20 protein-coding genes are annotated in these 22,053 nt (G+C 67.6%); 4 read left to right on the top strand and 16 right to left on the bottom strand.

The window, feature by feature from the left end:
* Nucleotides 1–85 precede the first annotated feature (85 nt).
* Entirely contained in the window at nucleotides 86–1,276 is a 1,191-nt protein-coding gene (locus tag ACZ1A1_RS02680) for a Gfo/Idh/MocA family protein (RefSeq protein WP_463618650.1), read from the bottom strand.
* 99 nt (nucleotides 1,277–1,375) lie between these two features.
* On the opposite strand from ACZ1A1_RS02680, the gene iolG reads away from it, so the two are divergent.
* Nucleotides 1,376–2,377 carry an inositol 2-dehydrogenase gene (iolG, locus tag ACZ1A1_RS02675; protein ID WP_463618649.1) on the top strand — a complete coding sequence of 334 codons (1,002 nt, stop codon included), beginning with the start codon at nucleotides 1,376–1,378 and terminating at the stop codon, nucleotides 2,375–2,377.
* Between the two features lie 9 nt (nucleotides 2,378–2,386).
* Here the strand turns inward: iolG and ACZ1A1_RS02670 are convergent, their stop codons facing one another.
* The 9 genes from ACZ1A1_RS02670 to ACZ1A1_RS02630 form a co-directional block, all read right to left on the bottom strand.
* Nucleotides 2,387–3,298 (bottom strand): MurR/RpiR family transcriptional regulator, encoded by a 912-nt coding sequence (locus ACZ1A1_RS02670; RefSeq protein WP_119255241.1) that lies wholly within the window; start codon nucleotides 3,296–3,298, stop codon nucleotides 2,387–2,389.
* Nucleotides 3,299–3,611: 313 nt separating this feature from the next.
* Nucleotides 3,612–4,559 carry a substrate-binding domain-containing protein gene (locus tag ACZ1A1_RS02665; protein WP_318913009.1) on the bottom strand — a complete coding sequence of 316 codons (948 nt, stop codon included), beginning with the start codon at nucleotides 4,557–4,559 and terminating at the stop codon, nucleotides 3,612–3,614.
* Nucleotides 4,560–4,597: 38 nt separating this feature from the next.
* Complete coding sequence (locus ACZ1A1_RS02660) at nucleotides 4,598–5,605, bottom strand: ABC transporter permease (protein WP_424549158.1); 1,008 nt, start codon at nucleotides 5,603–5,605, stop codon at nucleotides 4,598–4,600.
* A gap of 5 nt (nucleotides 5,606–5,610) precedes the next feature.
* Nucleotides 5,611–7,119 (bottom strand): sugar ABC transporter ATP-binding protein, encoded by a 1,509-nt coding sequence (locus ACZ1A1_RS02655; RefSeq protein WP_463618648.1) that lies wholly within the window; start codon nucleotides 7,117–7,119, stop codon nucleotides 5,611–5,613.
* A 2-nt stretch (nucleotides 7,120–7,121) separates the two neighbouring features.
* Nucleotides 7,122–8,111 (bottom strand): hydroxyacid dehydrogenase, encoded by a 990-nt coding sequence (locus tag ACZ1A1_RS02650; protein ID WP_463618647.1) that lies wholly within the window; start codon nucleotides 8,109–8,111, stop codon nucleotides 7,122–7,124.
* On the bottom strand, nucleotides 8,112–8,927 hold the full coding sequence (locus tag ACZ1A1_RS02645) for an HpcH/HpaI aldolase family protein (protein WP_463618646.1): 816 nt from the start codon (nucleotides 8,925–8,927) through the stop codon (nucleotides 8,112–8,114). It abuts the gene before it with no gap.
* A gap of 11 nt (nucleotides 8,928–8,938) precedes the next feature.
* Entirely contained in the window at nucleotides 8,939–10,375 is a 1,437-nt protein-coding gene (locus ACZ1A1_RS02640) for an NAD-dependent succinate-semialdehyde dehydrogenase (protein ID WP_463618645.1), read from the bottom strand.
* A 128-nt stretch (nucleotides 10,376–10,503) separates the two neighbouring features.
* On the bottom strand, nucleotides 10,504–11,478 hold the full coding sequence (locus tag ACZ1A1_RS02635) for a Gfo/Idh/MocA family protein (RefSeq protein WP_463618644.1): 975 nt from the start codon (nucleotides 11,476–11,478) through the stop codon (nucleotides 10,504–10,506).
* 24 nt (nucleotides 11,479–11,502) lie between these two features.
* Nucleotides 11,503–12,621 (bottom strand): Gfo/Idh/MocA family protein, encoded by a 1,119-nt coding sequence (locus ACZ1A1_RS02630; RefSeq protein WP_463618643.1) that lies wholly within the window; start codon nucleotides 12,619–12,621, stop codon nucleotides 11,503–11,505.
* A gap of 153 nt (nucleotides 12,622–12,774) precedes the next feature.
* Here ACZ1A1_RS02630 and iolE point away from each other — a divergent pair, with 153 nt between their 5' ends.
* Nucleotides 12,775–13,674 (top strand): myo-inosose-2 dehydratase, encoded by a 900-nt coding sequence (gene iolE, locus ACZ1A1_RS02625; protein ID WP_463618642.1) that lies wholly within the window; start codon nucleotides 12,775–12,777, stop codon nucleotides 13,672–13,674.
* Nucleotides 13,675–13,856: 182 nt separating this feature from the next.
* Here the strand turns inward: iolE and ACZ1A1_RS02620 are convergent, their stop codons facing one another.
* The 5 genes from ACZ1A1_RS02620 to ACZ1A1_RS02600 all read right to left on the bottom strand — a co-directional run bounded on the left by ACZ1A1_RS02620 (nucleotide 13,857) and on the right by ACZ1A1_RS02600 (nucleotide 19,060).
* Complete coding sequence (locus ACZ1A1_RS02620) at nucleotides 13,857–14,633, bottom strand: ATP-binding cassette domain-containing protein (RefSeq protein WP_460928157.1); 777 nt, start codon at nucleotides 14,631–14,633, stop codon at nucleotides 13,857–13,859.
* Nucleotides 14,633–15,754 (bottom strand): ABC transporter permease, encoded by a 1,122-nt coding sequence (locus tag ACZ1A1_RS02615; RefSeq protein WP_463618641.1) that lies wholly within the window; start codon nucleotides 15,752–15,754, stop codon nucleotides 14,633–14,635. Before ACZ1A1_RS02615 ends, ACZ1A1_RS02620 begins: the two co-directional genes overlap by 1 nt.
* 71 nt (nucleotides 15,755–15,825) lie before the next feature.
* Entirely contained in the window at nucleotides 15,826–16,770 is a 945-nt protein-coding gene (locus tag ACZ1A1_RS02610) for a sugar ABC transporter substrate-binding protein (RefSeq protein ID WP_119255253.1), read from the bottom strand.
* 85 nt (nucleotides 16,771–16,855) lie between these two features.
* Nucleotides 16,856–17,965, bottom strand: a complete 1,110-nt coding sequence (locus ACZ1A1_RS02605; RefSeq protein ID WP_463618640.1) for a phytanoyl-CoA dioxygenase family protein — start codon at nucleotides 17,963–17,965, stop codon at nucleotides 16,856–16,858.
* A gap of 201 nt (nucleotides 17,966–18,166) precedes the next feature.
* Entirely contained in the window at nucleotides 18,167–19,060 is an 894-nt protein-coding gene (locus ACZ1A1_RS02600) for a LysR family transcriptional regulator (RefSeq protein WP_463618639.1), read from the bottom strand.
* Between the two features lie 89 nt (nucleotides 19,061–19,149).
* On the opposite strand from ACZ1A1_RS02600, the gene ACZ1A1_RS02595 reads away from it, so the two are divergent.
* Nucleotides 19,150–20,136, top strand: a complete 987-nt coding sequence (locus tag ACZ1A1_RS02595; protein ID WP_463618638.1) for a bile acid:sodium symporter family protein — start codon at nucleotides 19,150–19,152, stop codon at nucleotides 20,134–20,136.
* Between the two features lie 8 nt (nucleotides 20,137–20,144).
* Complete coding sequence (locus ACZ1A1_RS02590) at nucleotides 20,145–21,038, top strand: phosphotransferase (RefSeq protein WP_463618637.1); 894 nt, start codon at nucleotides 20,145–20,147, stop codon at nucleotides 21,036–21,038.
* An 11-nt stretch (nucleotides 21,039–21,049) separates the two neighbouring features.
* On the opposite strand, the gene ACZ1A1_RS02585 is transcribed toward ACZ1A1_RS02590, so the two are convergent.
* A complete protein-coding gene (locus ACZ1A1_RS02585; RefSeq protein WP_463618636.1) occupies nucleotides 21,050–21,997 on the bottom strand; it encodes a DMT family transporter in 948 nt (315 codons plus the stop codon).
* Between the last annotated feature and the right edge of the window lie 56 nt (nucleotides 21,998–22,053).

Below are 22,053 nucleotides of genomic sequence, written 5' to 3'. Positions count from 1 at the left end.
ACCTCCCTGAGCCGGCCTTCCGGCGCCGGCTCCTATCGAGAAACTTTTATTTCATACGAATTTATTTTGCAATACTAGTTGCAATTCACGCCGGAAGCCGGCAATCCGCCCAGTCGCCGGATTGGCTGGACGCCAGCGCGGCCTCGATGAATTTAACGCCGAGCGCGCCGTCCGTCACCGTCGGATAGTCCAGCAGCCCCTCTGGCAGCGTCCGGCCGAGCCGGCGCGCCTCGACGGCGATGGCGAATTCCTCGTAGAGGTTGCCCCAGGCGTCGCTCAGCGCCTCGGGATGGCCGCGCGGCATGTGCACGAAGCGGGCGGCATGGATGCCGATGCCCGCGCCCTCGCCGCGCGTCAGCAGGCGGGCCGGCTCGCCGAAGCGGCGGAAATGCAGCACTTCCGGCTCCTCCTGGTTCCATTCGAGACTCGCCTTGTCGCCGAAGGCGCGGATGCGCAGGCCGCAATGGGCGCCGGGCGCGACCTGCGAGATCATGATCGTGCCGGGAATGTCGCCCTCGTAGCGCACATGCATGAAGGCGGTGTCCTCCAGCGGCTTTTCCGGGCCGAGCGTGTGGAATTCCGCCCGCACCGACGTCACCGGCCGGCCGCAGACGAAGGCGCCGAGATGGTGGCAATGGGTGCCGATATCGCCCGTCGTGAAGGTGGGGCCGACGATGGCGGGATCGACGCGCCATTGCGCGCCCGCCCCGCCATCCTTCGGCGGCGTCAGCGCCCATTCCTGGAAATATTCGACATGGACCTGCTTGAGCGTCCCGAGCGCGCCCTCGCGGATCATCTGCCGCGCCTGCCGCACCATGGCGGAGGAGGCATAGGCATAGGTGACGGCGAAGACGAGGCCCGTCTCCTTCTGCCGGTGCACGAGGTCGAGCGCGTCGTTAAGCGTCGTCGTCAGCGGCTTGTCGCTGATGACGTCGAAGCCCTTTTCCATGAAGGCGACAGCGATGGCGTGGTGCGAATTGTTCGGCGTGGCGATGGCGACGGCATCGATGCCGTCCGGTCGCGCCGCCTCGCGCTCAGCCATCACGCGGTAGTCGGTATAGGCGCGGTCCTCGTCGAACAGCCATTCGCGGCCCGATTCCTTCGCCACCTGCGGGCGCGACGACAGCGCCCCCGCCACCACGTCCCAGCGGTTGGAAAGCCGCGCGCCGCGTGCATGCACCTTGCCGATGAAACTGCCCTGCCCGCCGCCGACGACACCCAGCCGCAAGCGCCGCTCCGCCTGCGGAAACGCCGCCTTGTCCGAATTTCCTGCCATGATCGCCTCCCTCGTCTCCTCTGCCCGAAAACGGGCTTGCAGAATTAATATTGAGAGAATATCAAAAACGCAACGAATTTTGCAAACGGAGGAGAACCGATGACGAGGATTGCACTGCTCGGCTGCGGACGCATCGGCAAGATGCATGCGGCAACCATCGTGCGCGCCGAGGGCGCGGAACTGGCCGCGGTCTACGACCCCGTGACCGCGGCCGCCGAGGAGACGGGCCGCCGCCACGGCTGCACCGTCGCCGCAAGCGCGGAGGAAGCCATCACGCTTGCCGACGCCGTGCTGATCGCCACCTCGACGCCGACCCATGCCGACCTCATCGAGGCCTCCGCCAGGGCCGGCAAGGCGGTGTTCTGCGAAAAGCCCATCGACCTCTCGCTTGCCCGCGTCGTCGCCTGCCGCAAGGCGCTCGCCGGCTTTACGCGCCCCGTGCAGATCGGCTTCAACCGCCGCTTCGATCCCGGCCACCGCGCCGCCCGCGATGCCGCCCGGGCGGGCGAGATCGGCGACCTCCAGCAGGTCATCATCACCTCGCGCGATCCCGGCCTTGCCCCGCGCGACTATCTCAAGGTCTCCGGCGGCATCTTCCGCGACATGACGATCCACGACTTCGACCTTGCCCGCTTCATGCTGGGCGAGGAGCCGGTCGAGGTCTTCGCCACCGGCAGCGCGCTGGTCGATCCGACGCTCGCGGAACTGAACGACGTCGATTCCACGATGATCGTCATGCGCACCGCGAGCGGCAGGCTCTGCCACATCAACAACTCCCGCGCCGCCGCCTATGGCTACGACCAGCGCGTCGAGCTGTTCGGCTCGAAGGGCATGCTGATCTCCGGCAACCGCCGCGCCCATCAGGTCGAGCGCTTCAATGCGTCCTCGACCGGCGCGGGCGAACCCTATCTCGACTTCTTCATCGAGCGCTATGTCGAGGCCTTCGAGCTCGGCCTGCAATCCTTCCTGCGCTGCGTCGCGGAGAACCGCACGCCGGACGTCACCTTCGACGACGGCGAGAAGGCGCTGGTTCTGGCCGAGGCCGCCATCCGCTCGCGCGCCGAGGGGCGCTTCGTCAACGTCGCGGAGATCACAGGCTGAGGCGTCCCCTCAGCCCTTGCGCCGCTGCTTGCCCGTGACCGTCGGGATTTCGGGCGAGCCCTTCTTGTCCTCCTGCAACAGCGCGGCGAGCGCGACGGCGATGGCCTGCGTCAGGCACATGGGCGCGGCGAGCGAGCGCGAGAAGGAATATTCGTCCTCGGGGATGGTGAAGAGCACCGTGGCATTCTTGGCGAGCGGCGAGAGCTGGCTGTCGGTGATCGCCACAATGGGCGTGCCGTTCTCCGCCGCGACATCGGCGATGGTCACCACCTCCTTCGCATAGTGCCGGAAGGCGATGGCGACGAGCACGTCCTTCTTGCCCATGACCTTCGCCATCTCCGAGGCGAGCCCGCCGGCCGGATCGAGCAGGATGACGCGGCATTGCAGCATGGAGAGCACGTAGCGCAGGAACTTGGCGATGGGCTCGGAGCGGAGCTGGCCGGCGATGAAGATCGTGTCGGCGTTCTTCAGCGTGCGGGCCGTCCGCGTCAGGTTCTCTTCCGTCGTGGTGTTGAGAAGCTCCTGCAGGGTCGCGATGTCGCGTACCACGAGATCGTGCAGGAAGCCGAGATTGCCCTTGCGCTTGGTCTTCTCGAGGTCGACATCGAGCGCGCTGATGCGCTCGCGATAGCCGGGCGCCGCCGTCGAAAGCCGGCTCTGGAACACCGACTGGAGCTGCTTGAAGCCGGAAAAGCCGAAATGCTGCGCGAAGCGCACGAGGATGGAAGGATGGGCGCCGCACTGTTCGGCAATCGCATTGATCGACTGCATGGCGACGATGTTCGGATTCTGCGTGACGAAGCGGGCGACCTGCTGGAAGCGGTCGGAAAGGTTCGGATAGGCTTGCGTGACGAGGTTGACGAAGGTCTCGTAATTCGCCGTCTTCGGCGGCGGCTGGTCGGACTGCTTTACCCTCGGCATACGCCTACTCCCGAATATCCTCTTGCCGGCCGGAGGGCTCCGGCACCGGTTTCATGTGCAGTATTGCATAAAAGCAAAGTCTGCAACGTTCGGCCTGCGGGCGGTGCGGGCGTGGCTTCGGCCTACCGGCTCGAAGAAGGCGGCCGTTCATGCGCGGTTGCCCCTCACCCTAACCCTCTCCCCGCAAGCGGGGAGAGGGACTGGCCCCACCAACGGTCGTTGATGCGGAAAACGGTCCGGCATATCTCCTTCTCCCCGGCTTGCGGGGAGAAGGTGGCCGGCAGGCCGGATGAAGGGCGACGCCCCACCCCGGTCAGTAAGGCGCGTCGGGGAAGTAGTATTCCGCGGCGTTGTCCTTGGTGATCAGGGGGCTGCCGAGCACGTAGCGGCCGTTGATCGGGGCCTGGGTCGCGTATTTCATCGTGACGAGCTCGATAGCCGGGATGATCAGGGTCGGCGGGTAGAAGATGTCGGCATCGACCATGTCGTGGCCGTCTTGCACCAGCTTGATGACCTTGTTCATGCCCGAGCCGCCGAGCACGGCGACATTCTTGCGGTCGGCCTGCTTGATCGCCTCGATGGCGCCGAGCGCCGCGTCGTCGTCGCCGGCCCAGACGCCGTCGATCTGCGGGAAGCGCTGGAGATAATCCTGCATGACTTCAAAACCCTTGTCCGGGTTCCAGTTGGCGTACTGCATGTCGAGCACCTCGATCTTGGTGCCCTTCAGCGCCTCGTTGAAGGCCTCGATGCGGATATTGTCGATGGCCGTCGGGATGCCGCGCATCACGACGATCTTGCCGCCGTCGGGGAACTTCTTCTTGAAGTATTCGGCTGCCGCCTTGCCGTATTGCGGGTTGTCGCCGCCGACATAGAGGTCCTCGATGCCCTCTTCCGCAAGGCCGCGGTCGACGGTGGCGATGAAGACGCCCTTGGCCTTGGCGGCCTTGACCGGCTCGGTCAGCGGGTCGGACTCGAAGGGCAGCACGACGAGCGCGTTGATGTTGCGCGCCATCAGGTCCTCGATGTCGTTGACCTGCTGGGTGGCGCTCGACGATGTCGCCAGCACGAAATCGATGTTCGGGAAGGCTTCCTTCATCCGGTCGATGGTGCGCTTGGTGTGGTAGTTGAGGCCGCCCGTCCAGCCGTGCGTGGCGGCCGGAATGGAAATGCCGATCACGGCATCGGCGGCAAGCGCCGGCGAGGCAAGGCCCGCGACGGCGACCGCACCCGCGGCGATGAAGGTTTTCAGTCTGTTGAACATTCACTCGTCTCCCTGTTGAAGTGAAAAAGATCGTGGCGTCAGCCCTGCGCGCGGTCGCGCTGCAGGAGGACGGCGATGATGATGATCGCGCCCTGGAATGCGCCGTTGAGATAGGGGCTGATGAAGCCCGTGAGGTTGAGGATGTTGCTGATGAAACCGAGGATCAGCACGCCGACGATGGTGCCCCAGATGCGCCCGAAGCCGCCGGAAAGCGCCGTGCCGCCGATGATGACCGCGGCGATCGCCTCCAGCTCCCACATGAGGCCCGTCGAGGGCGTGGCCGCGCCGAGGCGCGGCACGTAGATGACCGTGGCGACGGCGACGCAGAGGCCCTGGATGACATAGGTGAGGATGCGCACGCGGCTGACGGGGATCGCCGAATAGAAGGCGACGTGCCGGTTCGAGCCGATGGCCGCGACATGCCGGCCGAAGCGCATGCGCCGCAGCGTCAGCTCGCCGATGACGGCGATGACCGCAAGCACGATGATCGGCACGGCGATGCCGAGGACCTGGCCGTAGTAGATCGGCCGGGCCGCATCGCGCAGCGAGAAGTCGAGCGAGATCGAGCCGCCGTCCGCGAGCCACGTGATGACCGAGCGGAAGATGCCCATGGCGCCGAGCGTGACGATGAAGGCCTCCACCCGGCCCTTGACGATCATGAAGCCGTTGATGAAGCCCGCGAAGGCGCCGATGGCGAGCGAGAAGGCGATGCCGGCGGCAACGAGCAGCCAGCCATCGCCGAGCGTGGCGGCGGCCGCGTTCATGAACATGATCGTCATGCCCGCGACGAGCGCCGAGAGCGAGCCGACGGAAAGGTCGAGCCCGCCCGCCGTGATGACGAAGGTGGCCCCGACCGCGATGATGCCGATGATGGCGCTGCGGGTGAAGACGTTGGAAAGGTTCTCCGCGCCGAGGAAGCTGTCGCTCATCAGCGAGCCGACGATCATCAAGAGGATGAGGGCGAGGAGCGGGCCGGCGGCCTCCAGAAGGCGCACGAGGGAGCGCCCGGGCGACGCAGCGGCGACGCCCGCGGTCGTTGCGGTCATGTCAGTCAATGGCTTGCCTCCTCCTGTGGACTTGCCTCTTCAAGGCCCATGGCAAATCGGATGATGTCGTTCTCGCTGATGGCCTCGCCCGAAAGCTCGCCGGCGATGCGCCCGCGGCGCATGACGAGCACCCGGTCGGAAAGGCCGACGATCTCCTGCATTTCCGAGGAGATGACGACGATCGCCTTGCCCTCGGCGGCGAGCCCCGCGATGATCTCGTAGATCTGCTGCTTGGCGCCGATGTCGACGCCGCGCGTCGGCTCGTCGAAGACGACGAGGTCCGGCTCGACGCCGAGCGTCTTGGCGATCAGCACCTTCTGCTGGTTGCCGCCGCTGAGCGCGCCCGCCGTCACGTCGAGCCGGCCGGCGCGGATGTCGTAGCGTTCGACCGCCGCCTCCAGATCGCGCCGCTCGGCCCGCCGGTCGATCCATGCGGCCCCGGCGATGGCGCCTCTCGTCAGCGCGACGTTCTGGTCGAGCGGCTTGCCGAGCAGCAGGCCCTTGCCCTTGCGGTCTTCCGTCAGGTAGGCGAGCTTCAGCGCCCAGGCCTCGCGCGCCGCCGGCAGCCGGCGTTCCCTGCCGCGCAGCACGAAGGAGCGGCATTTCGCCGGGCGAAGGCCGAGCAACGCCTCGAAGAGTTCCGTGCGTCCCGAACCGACGAGGCCGGAGATGCCGAGAACCTCGCCTTCGCGGATATCAAGCGAGGCATCCTCGACGACGCCCGGCGCGGACAGGCCGGCAACGCTGAGGAACGTCTTGCGCGGCGCAGCGCCGCGGCGGGGCGGATAGATCTCCGCCAGCGGCCGGCCGACCATGGCCTCGGCCATCTCGTTCTCGGAAATGGCACTCGTCTTCTCCACCCGCACGATCTGTCCGTCGCGCAGCACCGCGACGCGGTCGGCGATGGCCTTGACCTCGTCGAGGCGGTGCGAGGTGAAGATCACCGAGCCGCCGCTCTTACGGAAGGCGCGGATGCGGGTAAAGAGATTGCCGGCCTCGGTTGCGGAGAGGACGGCGGTCGGCTCGTCCATCAGGATGAGCTTCGGCTGGCGGGCGAAGGCTTTCGCAAGCTCGATCATCTGCCAGTCGGAGACCGGCAGATCGCGAAGCCGCGCCCTGACGGGGGCAGCCGAGCCGAGTTCGGCGAGAAGCGCACGCGCCTTCACCTCCATCGCCTTGCGGTCGGTGAAGAGGCCGCGCGTCAGCTCGCGGCCGAGGAAGACGTTCTCCGCCACCGTCAGGTGCGGGGCGAGGCAGAATTCCTGGTGCACCATGACGATGCCGGCGCGCTCGGCCTCGTGCAGCGTCGTAGGCGCGGGCGCGCCGTCGAGCAGCATGGTGCCGGCCGAAGGGGCGGCAAGGCCGGCGGCGATGCGCATGAGCGTCGACTTGCCGGCGCCGTTCTCCCCGACGAGGGCGAGAACCTCGCCCGGCTCGATGCCAAGCTCGATGCCCTTGAGGACCGGCACGACGCCGTAGGATTTCTCGATCTGGCGGAAGGTCAGGAGCGCCATGGTCAGGCCCCGACGGCCGAAAGGCGCTGTGCGGCGATCTTGGAGCGGTTGACGACCAGCGCCGGATCGAGCGTGCCCTTGAAATAGTCGACGATGTTCGTCGCCGCCGAAATCGCCATGCGGCGCGCGCAGGCTTCCGTCAGGCCCGCATTGTGCGGCGAGAGCACGACGCGCTCGCAGGCGAGCATCGGGTCGCCCGCGGCCGGCGGCTCGGCGTCGAACACGTCGAGGCCGGCGGCGGCAAGGCGGCCCTCGTTCAGCGCGGCAAGCAGCGCCGCCTCGTCGATCAATCCGCCGCGCGCCGTGTTGACGAGGACGGCCGAGCGCTTCATGGCGGCAAGCTCCGCCGCGCCGATCAGCGGTTCGGCGCCGGACTTCGGCACATGCAGCGAGACGACATCGGCGCGCTTCAGCCCGTCCATGAGGTCGCCGACCGGGGTGACGCCCGCCGCCGCGATCTCGGCGGCGTCCTGGAACCTGTCATAGGCGATGACCGACATGCCGAGCGCCGCCGCGATCTGCGCCAGCCGCCGGCCGATGCGCCCGAAACCGACGATGAGGAGCGTGCCCCCGTCGAGCTCGTCCGCATCGAGGCTGTTGCGGTAGTTCCAGTCGCCGGCGCGCATCTTGCGGTCGAAGAGCACGGTGCGCCGCGCCGCCGCCAGCATCAGCATGACGGCATGCTCGGCGACGGCGCGCGAATTGACGTCGCCGACGACGGCGAGCGGAATGCCCCGGGCATTCAGCGCCGCGACATCGACGGAATCGTAGCCGACGCCATGGCGGGAGACGATGCCGAGCCGGGGCGCCTTCTCCACGAAGGCGGCCGGCAACGGCTGGGTGCGGATGAGCAGCGCATCGGCGGCCGGCAGGAACGGCTCGTAGCTCGCCGCCGAGACCTCCTCGACATAATCCACCGTCACCCCGGGCGCGGCATGAAGGACGGCGAGGCCGTCGGCGTGGATCTTGCCCGCGACGAGAACCCTCGGCATTCAGTATCCTCCCGTGTCGATCTTGTTTGCCGGAACGACTTCCTGCGTCAGATCTCTGAACTTTCGAACGCTGGATTCGGCTGCGCCGGCAAGCAGGCGCACGTCGTTGGAAACGGTCACGAAATCGAAGCCCCAGCTCACCGCCTCGGCGGCATAGTCCGGCGTGCCGTTATGCAGCGCGGCGCGCTTGCCCGCCTTGTGGGCGGCGTGGAGGATAGTCTTGATCGCCTCGATCATCTCGGGCTCGCGGCGGTCGAAGCCGGGCGCATATTTCTTGCCCTGCAACCCGAGCGTCAGGTCGGCGGGGCCGATATAGACGCCGTCGAGGCCGGGGGTTGCGAGGATATCCTCAAGGTTCTCATAGGCCTGCGCCGTCTCGATCATGGCGAGGCAGATGATCTCGTCGTCGGCTTCCGCCGCATAGCCCGGGCCAGCGGAAAAGAGCGCCCGGCTCGGGCCGAAGCTGCGCACGCCGGCGGGCGGATAGCGCACATAGGAGACCAGCCGCTCGGCCTCGGCGCGGGTGTTGATCATCGGGCAGATGACGCCGTAGGCCCCGGCATCCAGCGCCTTCATGATGTCGGCGGGATCGAGCCAGGGCACGCGCACCAGCGGCGTCACGCCGCTCGCCCGCATCGCTTGCAGCATCGGCACCGCGCCGTCATAGCCGACGATGCCGTGCTGCATGTCGATGGTGACGCTGTCGTAGCCCTGCGCGGCCATGATCTCCGCGCTGAAGGAATTGGCGATGGAGAGCCAGCCGTTGAGCACCGGCCTGCCTTCCGCCCAGCGCTGCTTGACACCGTTCCTGATCATGGATGCCTCCCTCAGACCGTCATCTGCGCGAGCTTGACGTTGGAATAGTCGAGGATGCCCTCGGTGCCGCCCTCGCGGCCCATGCCGCTCGCCTTGATGCCGCCGAAGGGCGCCTCGGCCGCCGCCAGCGCAAAGCTGTTCACGCCGACCATGCCGGCCTCCAGCCGCGCCGCCGCCTCGCGGGCGCGGCCCGCATCGCGGGTGAAGACATAGGCCGAAAGGCCCATTTCCGAGGCATTGGCGCGCTCGAAGACCTCGTCCACCTTCGAGAAGGGCGTTATCGCGGCGATGGGGCCGAAATTCTCCTCGGCGATGGCCTTGGCGTCGTCGGGAAGGCCGGTGATGACGGTCGGTTCGAAGTAGAAGCCGGCATTCATCTCCGCCGGGCGGCGACCGCCGGCAAGGATCTTTCCGCCCCGGTCGCGCGCATCGGCGACGATCTCCTCGATGGCGGCGATGCGGCGCTCGTTGATGAGCGGCCCCATCTGCGTCGCCTCGTCGAGGCCATGGCCGAGCTTCAGCGCCCGGGCGCGGGCGGCAAAGCCCTCGGCGAAACGGTCGTGCAGCGCCTCGTGCACGTAGAAGCGGTCCGGCGTGACGCAGACCTGGCCGGCATTGGCGTACTTCGTCGGCACGGCGAGATCGAGCGCCCTGTCGAGATCGGCATCGTCGAAGACGATCATCGGCGCATTGCCGCCGAGTTCCATGCTGACGCGCTTCACCGTCTCGGCGCTGTCGCGGATCATCTGCTGGCCGACGCGGGTGGAGCCGGTCAGCGAGACCTTGCGCACCACGGGCGAGGCCATGATCGGCTTGTAGGTATTGGCGGTCGGGCCGGTGAGGAGATTGGCGACGCCGGCCGGAAGGCCCGCCTCGCGCAGGCAGTCGAACAGGATCATCGCCACGCCCGGCACCTCGACGGAAGGCCGCACGATAACCGAGCAGCCTGCGGCAAGGGCGGGTGCGACCTTGCGGGCGATCAGCGCCGCCGGGAAATTCCAGGCCGTGAAGGCCGCGACGACGCCGACCGGCTCGTGCGACACCTCCAGCCGGCCGCCCGGCGCGCGGCTCTCGACGATCCGCCCATAGATGCGACGGGCTTCCTCGGCGTACCAGCGAAACTGGTCGACGGCGAGGCCCCATTCGCGGCCCGACTGGGCGAGCGGCTTGCCGGTCTCCAGCGTGATCTGGCGGGCCGCTTCCGCCGCCCGGGCGGCCATGACATCGGCGGCCTTGTGCAGGAGGTCGGCGCGCGTCCAGGCGGGCGTCGCCTTCCAGCTCCGGAAGGCGCGGTTCGCGACCGATATGGCGCGCTCCGTATCCTCGACGCTCGCGGCGGGCACCGTGCCCAGCACCGCGCCGTTGCCGGGATCGGTGATCTCGGTGGAAGCCCCCTTTGCCGGCCCTGACCAGGCGCCGTCAATGAACAAACCGTATGAGCCGTACATGTCATCTCCTCCATGCGGGTCGCGGCCCGGAGGCCGCATCCGCACCCATATTTCCATGATCAGAAGAATAGCAATTATTATTGCAAGTCAAGAGCAATCCGCAACGCACCGTGCGCCGGGCGGCCCGTTCAGCGCGGCTTTTCGGGCAGCGTGAGCGGGGTGCGCCGGCGCGTTTCCATCGCGGCGACGATCTGGTCGGCGAGGCAGGTGGCGACGAGGCCGTCCCAGGCAGTCGAGCCATCCGCGGGCGGCGTGCCGGCGCGGATGCCGTCGACCCAGGCCTGGTCCTGGATGCGGTAGGCATCGCGGAAGCGCGGGATCCAGTTTTCCGGGAACGCTCCTTCCTCCGCGCCGTCGCGGCGGGTGCGGATCGGTGCGGGATGCGCCATGCCGACCGTGCCCTTCGCGCAGACGGCTTCCGCATGGACATGGTAGCCATAGGCAGCGTTCATGAAGACCTCGACGGAAACGATGCTACCGGCCTCCGTCTCGAAGACGAAGAGCGCGGGATCGCCCTCGGGAGACGGGATGACGGTGACGGCGCTGTATTCCGTCGACAGCAGCCAGCGGCAGACATCGATCTCGTGCACCAGCGAATTGGTGACGGCCATCGCGCCGGTGAACCAGGCGGGCGCGGCGAGATTGCGGTGCTGGCAATGGAGGATCCGCACGCCCCCGAGCGCGCCGCCGTCGATGGCCGCCTTCATCTCGCGATAGGCGGGATCGAACCGGCGCATGAAGCCGGTCTGCACCAGCGGGCGGCCGGCGCGCGCCTCGGCCGCGACGATCTCCAGGCACTCCTGCGTGCTGGCGGCGAGCGGCTTTTCGCAGAGCACCGGCTTGCCGGCGGTAATCGCCGCCAGCACCAGCCGCTGGTGCGTGGCATCCGGCGAGGCGATCAGCACGGCCTCGACCGAAGGATCGGCGATGAGGGCCTCGGGGTCCGCCATCGCCCGGCCGCCATGCGCCGCCGCCTCGGCCCGCGCCGGGTCCGCGTCGGCGACGGCGGCAAGATGTGCGCCGGAGACCTCGCGGGCGATAAGGCGCGCATGCTCCGCGCCCATCACCCCGGCCCCGATGACACCAATTCCGATACTCTTCATCGATTTCCCCTCCCCTTCGTCGCTTCAGCCATCGACTTCAAGCCAGCTTCCGGCGCGGGCGGACTTGTGGATCGTCTCGACCAATGTCTGGATGCGCAGGCCCGCGCGGAAATTGAACGGCTCGGGCCGAAGGCCGGCGATCGCCTCCAGATAGAAGGCGACCTCGATGGCCTTCAGGTCGTTGAAGCCGAGCTGGTGGCCGGGCGCCACGCAGAAGCGGCCATAGGGCACATGGTCCGGCCCCGCTTCGATGCGGCGGAACCCCTGCCGGCCCCTGGCATCCGCCGTCGAATAGAAATGCAGCTCGTTGAAATGCTCCTGCGAGAAGGCGAGCGCGCCCTTCGTGCCGTAGACCTCGAAATCGTGCTGCATCTTGCGACCGGTGGCGATCCAGTTGCCCTCGACGGAGCCGCTCGCACCGTTCGCGAAGCGCAGGAAGGCGCGGCCGACATCGTCGGTCTCGACCGGGCGCGTGCCGCCCCTGCCGTCCGGCCGCTGCGGGATCATCGTCACGCAATCGCCCATGACGCGGGTGATCGGGCCGAGCAGATATTCGGCGGTGGCCAGCGCATGGCTGCCGATATCGGCGAGCGCCCCGCCGCCCGCCGGATCGTGCCGGAAGGTGAAGGGCGCGCCGGCATCGGCCATGTAGTCCTCGGCATGGAGGCCGCGATAGCCGCGGATCTCGCCGAGCTCGCCGCCGGCGATCATCTCCTTCGCAAGGGCGAGCATGGGATTGCACAGATAGTTGAAGCCGACCTGCGTCTTGATGCCTGCCTTCTCGGCCGCCTCCGCCATCTCGCGCGCATCGGCGGAAAGTGGAGCGAGCGGCTTTTCGCAATAGACGTGCTTGCCCGCGGCGATGGCGGCAAGAGCCATCTCCTTGTGCAGCGCGTTCGGCGCGGTGATGTCGATGAGGTCGATCTCGGGATCGGCGACGAGGCTGCGCCAGTCGTCGGTGGCGCGCTGGAAGCCGAGCGCGGCGCGGGCGGCCTCGGCCTGCGCCATAGTCACGTCGGCGATGGCGGTCAGTTCCACCTCGTAAGGCAGGTCGAACACCCGCGCGGCGGCGGCAAAGCCGAACACATGCGTCTTGCCCATGAAACCCGACCCGATGAGGCCAAGGCGGAGCGTCTTCTTCATTCTGCTGATCCTCGGATATGCGGCCTCCTCGGGCCGGATGAATGCAATTATCTTTGCGGAATGATTGAAATGTCAATATTTGTTTTGTATGACCGTCCTGCCGGGCCGGGAGGCGGCCGGCATTCCCGTTTTCCGCGAGCCCGGAGCCCGAACATGAAAGCCAGACTTGGCATTGCCCCCATTGCATGGTGGAACGACGACCTGCCGGAAATCAGCAGCGACATCTCGCTGGAAGGCTGCCTTGCCGAAGCCGCAGAGGCCGGCTTCACCGGCATGGAGACCGGCCGGCGCTTTCCGATGGACGCGGCCGTGCTGCGCCCCATCCTCGAAAAACATGGCATCCAGGTCTGCGGCGGCTGGTTCTCCGGCCTCCTGCTCGACGGCGACATCGAGGCGGAGAAGGACCGGATCGCCGCGCAGATGGCGCTGTTCAAGGCGGTCGGCGCGCCCTGCATCGTCTATGGCGAGACGGCCGGCACCATCCAGGGCGACCGCAACGCGCCGCTTTCCACCAAGCGCCGGCTCTCCGAGGACGAGATCCGCGCCTATGGCCGCAAGATGACCGCCTTCGGCGAATGGTGCGCCGATCAGGGCATGCCGATCTCCTACCACCACCACATGGCCGCGCCCATCGAGACCGAGGAAGAGCTCGATCTCCTGATGAAGCATTCGGGCGAGGGCCTGCCGCTGCTCTTCGACGCCGGCCACATGGCCTTTGCGGGCGGCGACGTGCTGCGCGTCATCGACAAACACCACAAGCGCATCAGCCATGTCCACACCAAGGACGTCCGCCTGCCCGTCATCGCGGCGCTCGACCGCACGAAGGAAAGCTTCCTCGACGCGGTGATCAAGGGCGCCTTCACGGTTCCCGGCGACGGCAGCCTCGACTTCGAGGCCATCGTCAAGCGCCTCGCCTCCCACGGCTACGAGGGCTGGTTCGTCGTCGAGGCCGAGCAGGACCCCGCCCACAACCCGCCGCTCGACATGGCGAAGATCGGCCATAAGGAACTCCTGCGCGTCATGGCAGCCGCCGGTTACCAGGTGGTCCGCTAAGCTCCCTCCACCGTCACGGCCGGCCCTCGGTCTAAGCCCGAGAGCCGGCCATCCACGCCGGGAGGTAACGCGTGGACCCCCGGGTCAGACCCGGGGATGACGTGGGAGAACGGGGTGGGGCCGCGGCCCCGAACATTCGACAGGGCGTGCCGGGCAAATCGTCCGCCACGCCTTTCCTCGTTTCAGATCGTGCCGCCGAGCGAGCTTTCCAGCAAAGCGAGCTCCTGCCCGCCCGCCATCATGTCCTGCAGGGCGGCGGCGTCCACCGTGCCGCGCTCGGCCGTGCCCAGCGTCTGGCCGCGGTTGAGCACGGTGAAGCGGTCGCCGACGGCGAGCGCGTGGCGGACGTTGTGCGTGATGAAGACGACGCCGATGCCCTGCTTGCGCACCCGGTCGATGGTGCTGAGGACATTGGCCGTCTGGCGCACGCCGAGCGCCGAGGTGGGCTCGTCGAGGATCAGCACCTTGGCGCCGAAATAGACAGCCCGCGCAATGGCGACGGTCTGCCGCTCGCCGCCCGAGAGCGTGCCGACGGCCTGGTCCGGCCCGCGCAGGTTGATGCCCATCTTGCGCATCTCCGTCACGGTGATCTCGTCGGCCTTGGACGTATCGAAGGTCTTGAACGGCCAGATGCCCCGCTCCGGCTCCCGCCCCATCCAGAAATTGCGGCTGACGCTCATCAGCGGGATCATCGCGAGGTCCTGGTAGACCGTGGCGATGCCCGCGGCCATGGCGTCGCGCGGGCTGTGGAAGAGCGTCGGCGTGCCCTCCACCAGCACCTCGCCGTCGCTCGGCTTGTAGACGCCGGACATGATCTTGATGAAGGTCGACTTGCCGGCCCCGTTGTCGCCGAGCAGGCAATGGCACTCGCCCGGCCGGATGTCGAAGGAGACGCCGGCCAGCGCGATGACATGGCCGAAGTGCTTCTGGATGTTCCTCATCTCCACGATGGCGGTCATCAGCGTTCTCCCGTGATGATGCGGCGGATATAGGTGTTCATGATCACCGCCGTGAGCAGGATGACGCCGAGGAAGACGCGGAACAGCGAGCTTTCGGCATTGGCGAAGAACAGGCCCTGCTGCACCACGCCGAAGATGATGGCCCCGAGCGCCGCCCCGATGACGGAGCCGTAGCCGCCCGTCAGCAGCGCCCCGCCGATGACCACGCAGATGATCGCCTCGAACTCCTTGAGGAGGCCGCGGTCGGCCGCCGCCGAGCCGAACTCCATCACCTGGCAGGTGGCGAAGACGCAGGCGCAGAAGGCCGAGAACATGAACATCAGGATCTTCACCCGGTTGACCGGCACGCCGACATAGCGCGCGGCGAGCGGGTCGCCGCCCGAGGCGAAGATCCAGTTGCCGAACTTGGTGCGGGTGAGCAGCCAGTGGCCGAAGACGACGAGCACGATGGCCCAGACGACGAGCATCGGAATGCCGTCGATGACGGGCTGGCCGGCGCGGTTGCCGCGGGTGAAGGTGGCGATCCAGCCCGCCTCGCCCATCCAGGCGAAGAAGCCGGTCAGGATCTTGCCGCCGAAGAGCGGCGCCAGCCAGTCGCCGGCCGCCTTCTCGCCGACGCCGCCGATGATCGTCTGGCGGGTGAAGTAGACCGAGCCCCAGATCGTCAGGCCGCGCAGGATATAGAGGAAGGCGAGCGTCACGATGAAGGACGGCAGGCCCGTGCGGATGACCAGCCAGCCGTTCACCGCGCCGATGAAGACGCAGAAGACGAAGGTGGCAATGATGGCAAGCCACAGCGGCACGCCGAGATGGACGGAGAGGATCGCCATCATCACACCGGAAAAGCCGATCATCGAGCCGGTGGAAAGGTCGAACTCGCCCGCGATCATCAGAAGGCAGGCGCCGACCGCGATGACCATGAACTGCGCCGAGACCACGGTCCAGTTCATCACGCCCTCGGCGGCGAACATGCCGCTGTCGCCGGCGACGATGGCGAACAGCAGGAAGACAAGGATGGTGCCGCAGATGCCGCCGAGCTCGGGCCGGATCAGCGCGCGCTTGAGCGGCGAGACGGGCTTGATGCGCTCGTCCTTCGACGCGCCGTTAATGACGTCCGTCATGAATGCATTCTCCTCCCTCGAAAATCGTTCGGGGCGCGCCGTCGACCGGCGCGCCCCGACGGACCGTCAGGTCAGCGGTACTGGCCCGCCAGCGACTCGACGAGCGCGATGTTGTCCTTGGTCACGAAGCCCGGACCCGTGAAGATCGAGTTGGCCGGGGCGACGCCGTAGCGGACATAGTTCGTCAGCACCTGGATCGGGATCGAGCCCTGGAGGAAGGGCTGCTGGTCGATGGCGAAGTTGATCGTGCCGTCCTTGATCGCCGCCGAGATCTCGGAGGAGAGGTCGAAGGTGCCGAAATAGATGTCGCCGTCGAGGCCCATCTCCTTGACCGCGCGGATCGAGGGCTCGGCCGAGTTCGGGCCGAGCGTCAGGATCGCGCCGGTGTCCTTGTTGGCCGTCAGGTAGGCTTTCACCTTGTTCTGCACTTCCGACGGGTCGATGCCGGAATCGATCATCTGGTTGCCGAGTTCGACGCCGATGCCGTCGGCAAAGCCGCGGCAGCGCTCCACGGAGGCCGGGTTGGTGATGTAGTGGTTCACGCACACGAAGCTCTTGACGCCCGCTTCCTTGGCACGCTTGCCGGCACCGAGCCCCGCCTCGTATTCCGGCTGGCCGACATGCAGCAGCGCGCCGAGCTTCTGGCTTTCCTCGACCGTGCCGGAATTGACGGTGACGACCGGGATGCCCTTGGCGACGGCGTCCTTGATCGGCCCTTCGAGCACGTTGTAGTCGGCGATGGTGACGATGATGCCGTCGACGCCGGCCGCCGAACTCTGCTGGACGATGCGCGCCATGTCGGCAAGGTCGCCCGTCGGCGGGTTGCGGTACTCGGTCTCGACATGCATCTGCTCGTTCGTGACCTTGATGGCGTTCTTGATGACGTTGAACCAGCTGTCGCTGTCCGGTCCATGGCTGATCCAGACGAACTTCTCGCCGTCGGCATGGGCCGCGCCGGCAAGCGCGGTCGTGGCCAGAAGCGCGCCGAGCGCCAGGGATTGCAGAATCTTCTTCATATGTGACTTCCTCCCGAAGTTGGCTTCCTGTTCGCTCCCCGCCCGAAGCCTTTGCGGGTAACCCTCTGTTTCTTGTGAAGTCCGCTCAGGCCGCGCGCTTGGCGCCCTGTGCATCGAGAGCGGCATCGAGCCGCGCCTGGTCCCAGCCCTCCGCGACGGCGCGGGCGAGCAGGTCCTGCTGGCTCTCCGGCGCAAGGCCGCCCAGCGGCGGGTCGGTGTCGAGATTGGTCGGGAACGGATAACCGTCCGCCGTCGCCGCGATCACCGCCCGCCGCCCCGCCGGAGAAAGAGCCGCCAGGTGCGGATAGACTGCGCGCGCCATCGCCGTGCGGTCAAGGCTTTCCATGTGGCGCGCGAAAGCGGAAGCCGTCTGGATGAGGTTGACCATGCGCACGACGTCGCTCGTGCGGTTCTCGCCGGCGGCGTGGAAGAGCGCCGGGCTGAAGAAGATGGCGTCGCCCTTCTCCAGTGGAAGCTGGACGCAATGCTCCTCGAAATAGTCGCGGAATTCCGGGCGCGTGGCGGCGATATAGCCCGGCAGGTAGCGCTGCGAATGCGGCAGCAGCTTCGTCGTGCCGCTCTCCACCGGCATGTCGCAATGGGCGACGCCCCCCTGCAGGATCAGCGTCGGGCCGGTCGCGTGGATATGGGCCGGATATTCCGCCATCTGCTCGGGCTTCATGAAGCCGAGATGGTAGTCGCGGTGCGGGGCCTGCGCCTTGCCGCCGGGGCGCACCTGGTTGACCTGGGTGGCGATCTGGTAGCCCGGGCCCAGCCAGGCGCGGCAGGCGATGTCGATCACCGGATTGGCCATGTAGCGGGCATAGACGGCGGGATCGCGCAGGCACAGCTTCTGCAGGCTGTTCCAGATGCGGTCGTTGGCGCCGGCCTTGGCGAAATGGTCGCCCGCCGCCGTGCCGGCCGCCCGCTCATCGGCGATGATTGCGCGGAACACCTCGCTCGCCGCGTCGATGGCACCGGGATCGGTGAAGGCGCGCTTGACGACGAAGACGCCCGGCCCCTCGCCGATGACCGAGGCCCATTCCGCGGCGATGCCGTCGTCGACGGCAGCGCCGTCATAGATGGGGATGTTCTTCTCGATGGCGATCGCCGTCGGGCACATCGCCATCGTCGTCTCGGTTTCCACCTGGCGCCGGAATTGCGCAAGGTCGACAACCGTTGCAATATCATTCATCGAAATCCTCCTGTCCGATGTCCGAAGATCGTCCGACGGCAGCATCCATCGGTCCCGCACCGCCCCTCCAAGGCCGCGCGGGCCGCATGCGCAGATCAAAAATTGCAGCCATCAACTGTCTGCAATATTAATTGTGAAATTTTGCCGGTGTCAACACATAAGGCATGACCGGCGCAGGTTTCCGCACCAGCGACGGCGACGTCAGAAAATCTCGTCCTTCCACCCCGCTTCCGCCGGTGCGAGGCCGGCGAACCCCTTGCCGAAGCGCTCGCGCACCTTGCGGGAAAAAGCCGAGACGGTAGCGTGGTCGGCCGAGCGCGCGGTGACCAGCACGAATTCCACATCCTCCAGCGCCGGCAGAAGCGGCGGCGCAATCTCTCGAAGGCCTGCCGGCGCGAGGCTGCGCGGCTGGACCAGCACGCCCATGCCGGCGCGTGCCGCCGCCGTCAGCCCGCTGAGGCTCTGGCAGGAGCAGACGATCCGCCAGGGCATTCCGCTGCGCTCCAGCGCCTCCATCAGCAGGAGGCGCGTGAGGCTCGGCGGCGGGAAGACGATCAGCGGAAGCGCCGGCTTGGCGAGCATCGCCTCGGGATCGCCGGCAAGCCATACCAGCGGCTCGCGCAGGATCACATCGCCCCGCCGTTCGCCGATCCGCCGCTTGGCCATGACGAGGTCGAGCTCGCCGCGATCCTGCATCTCGGCGAGCGTCTTGGAGAGCGCGACGGAAAGCTGGAGGTCCACCGACGGATAATCCGCGATGAAATCCTCCAGAAGCCCCGGCAACTGCCCGCTCACGAGATCTTCAGAGATGCCGAGGCGGAAGGGACCGCGCGGCGCGAACGTGTCGAACTGCGCGGATGCCTGACGCTCCAGCGCCAGAAGCTGGCGGGCATGGGGCAGCAGGGCCTCGCCGTCGGCGGTGAGGCGGACGGCATGGGTGTCGCGGTCGATCAGTCGCCGGCCGAGCCCGCGCTCCAGCCGCTGCAGGTGCTGGCTGACCGTCGACTGGCCGAGGCCCAGCCGCTCGGCGGAGAGCGTGAAGCTGCGCGTCTGGGCCACCATGACGAAGCTGCGGAGCTGCACGAGATCAAGCATATCACGAACCTCGATAAGCGTTATCGATTGCATCGCAAATCAGGATAGCTAAACTGGAAGGCCTGTCGAGACCAACATTGCCGAAAGACATGAAGCGCCTTCTTCCCGATACGTTCACCTGGCTCCTGATCGGGGCCGTCGTCCTCGCTTCGCTGCTGCCGATCTCCGGCGTGCCGGCGGAATGGTTCTCCGTCGCCACGAATGTGGCGATCGCGCTCCTGTTCTTCCTGCACGGCGCGCGCCTTTCGACGGATGTGGTGATCGCCGGCTTCCTGCACTGGCGCCTCCAGCTCTTCATCCTCGTCATGACCTTCGCGGTCTTCCCGCTGCTCGGCCTCGGGCTCGGGCTGTTCTCGCCCTGGCTGATCGACGAGCCGATCTATCTCGGCATCCTCTTCCTGTGCGTGCTGCCCTCGACGGTGCAGTCCTCCATCGCCTTCACCTCGATTGCCGGCGGCAACGTGCCGGCGGCGATCTGCGCCGCCTCGACCTCCAACATCCTCGGCATCTTCCTGACGCCGGCCCTCGTCGCCCTGCTCTTCTCGGCCGGCGGGCATGTCGGCGTCTCCTTCGACATGGTCTGGAAGATCATGCTGCAGCTCTTCATGCCCTTCGTCGCCGGCCAGCTTTTGCAGCCCTTCATCGGCAACTGGGTGCGCTCCAAGAAGTCGCTGCTCACCCCCTTCGACCGCGGCTCGATCCTGATGGTTGTCTATCTCGCCTTCTCCGAGGCGGTGACGGAGGGCATCTGGCACCGGCTGGCGGCGCAGGACCTCGCGCTCCTCATCCTCGTCGACTGCCTGCTGCTCGCCGCCGTGCTCGTCGTCACCAGCATCGGCGGGAAGCTGCTCGGCTTCCGCCGCGAGGACCGCATCACCGCCGTCTTCTGCGGCTCCAAGAAGAGCCTTGCCAGCGGCGTGCCGATGGCAAGCGTCATCTTCGCCGGCCAGTCCATCGGCGCCATCGTCCTGCCGCTGATGCTGTTCCACCAGATCCAGCTCATGGTCTGCGCGTGGCTCGCCCGCCTCTATGCCGACCGGCGCAAGGCCGCCGAGGCCGGCGCGGCCACCGCCTGACCGAAGCGATGCATGACGACCGGCTTCAGATAGACGCCGCAGTCGCCGGGGCGATGATCCGGGCGCAGTTCCTGCGCTACCGCGACGCGCCGGTGGTCGCGCTCGCCGCCACCGGCACGGTGAACGCCATCTTCCGGGTCGGGGCACATGCGGCTGCGCGGTTCCCGCTGCGCGCCGCCGAGTCGGCGGCCTGCGAGGCGATGCTGCGCCGCGAGGCGGAAGCCATGGCCGCCTTCGCCGCGCATTCGCCCTTCCCCGCGCCGCGCCCGCTCGGCATCGGCGCGCCGGGGCCGCACTACCCGTTGCCCTGGTCGCTGCAGAGCTGGCTGGAGGGCGAGATCGCGACGCCCGACGGGCTTGCCGCCTCCGCCGCCTTCGCCGGAGACATCGCCACCCTGATCGCACGCCTTCGCCGCGTGGGCACGCAAGGCCGGCGCTTTGCCGGTCCGGGACGCGGCGGCCATCTGCCCGACCATGACGGCTGGATGGAAACGTGCTTCGAGAAAAGCGAGGGCCTCCTCGACGTGCCGCGCCTTCGCGCCCTGTGGCACCGGCTGCGCCTCCTGCCCGCCGCAGGCCCTGACTGCATGACGCATGGCGACCTCATTCCCGCCAACCTTCTGGTGCGCGGCGAGGCTCTTGCCGGCGTGCTCGACACCGGCGGCTTCGGGCCGGCCGATCCCGCGCTCGACCTCGTCGCGGCCTGGCATCTCTTCGACCGGGAGCGTCGCGGGCTGATCCGCACCCGGCTCGGCGCCGGCGACGTCGAATGGAAGCGTGGCGCGGCGTGGGCCTTCCAGCAGGCCATGGGACTCACCTGGTATTACCGCCTCAGCCATCCGGCGATGGCCGCGCTCGGCCGGAGCACGCTTGCCCGCCTGCTCGACGACGCCGACCTCTGAGGCTTTCCAGGTCAGGACGATCCGGCTTGCGCGCTGCGGCCAGCACGGCGCTGGCCGATCCACGGATAGGCGCTGACGATCATGATGCCGACGAGCACGCCCGCCGTGCCGATGGAAAATTCCGGCGTCAGCGGTTCGCCGAGCAGCAGGATGCCGAGGACGACGCCGAAGACCGGCGTCATGAAGGAGAAGACGCCGAGCTGCGAGGCGCGGTATTTCGTCAGAAGCCAGAACCAGGTGAGGAAGCTGAGGAAGGACACCGCAAGCGCCTGGAAGGCGATGTTGAGCAGCAGCGGCCGCGCGGGAACGAAGGCCGCCTCGCCGCCGGCCACGGCCGCACCCGTCAGGATGACGAAGGCCGTCGCGAGCTGGTAGAACAGCACATGGGTCGCCGGGATCGCGCTCAGCCGCGTCGTGCGGATGAGGACGGTCGTCAGGCCCCAGGCCGCGCCGCCGAGAAGCGCCAGCCCGTCCCCCCACAGCATGGCGCCGAGGCCGCCGGCCGCTTCCCCGCCACCCTGCGGCGCGAGGAAGGCGAAGACGATGCCCGCCGCCGCGACCGCGATGCCGCCCCATTGCACCGCCGCAAGCCGCTCGGAAGGCAGCTTCCAGTGCAGGCCGAGGGCCGCGAAGATCGGGGCCGTATAGAGGAAGACGACGACATGGGAGGCGGAGGTATGCTTCAGCGCCTCGCCGACCAGGAAGAACTCCATGGCGAACAGCAGGCCCGCGAGCGCCCCGAGCCCCGCCGTCCCGCCGAGGAACTCCATCCTCTGCCCCTTGAGCTTCACGATGGCGAAGACGCAAAGGGCCGCGATGCCGGAGCGCAGGCCGATCTGGAGCACGGGCGCGGCGAAGCCGGCGGTCGATTTCAGGCCGATGGGCTGGAGGGCCCAGATGAGGCAGATGCCGACCATCAGGCCGACGGCCGTGATGTCGATGGATTTGCGGCTGTCCAAGATCGTCGCTCCGATTGTCCGCGGCCGCAATAGCATCTGGCAGGAATGAATGATAT

This window comes from Shinella sp. R2-11, from assembly GCF_055330205.1.
The sequence above is the reverse complement of the archived record's forward strand: the minus strand, read 5'-3'. Positions and strand labels throughout refer to the sequence as shown.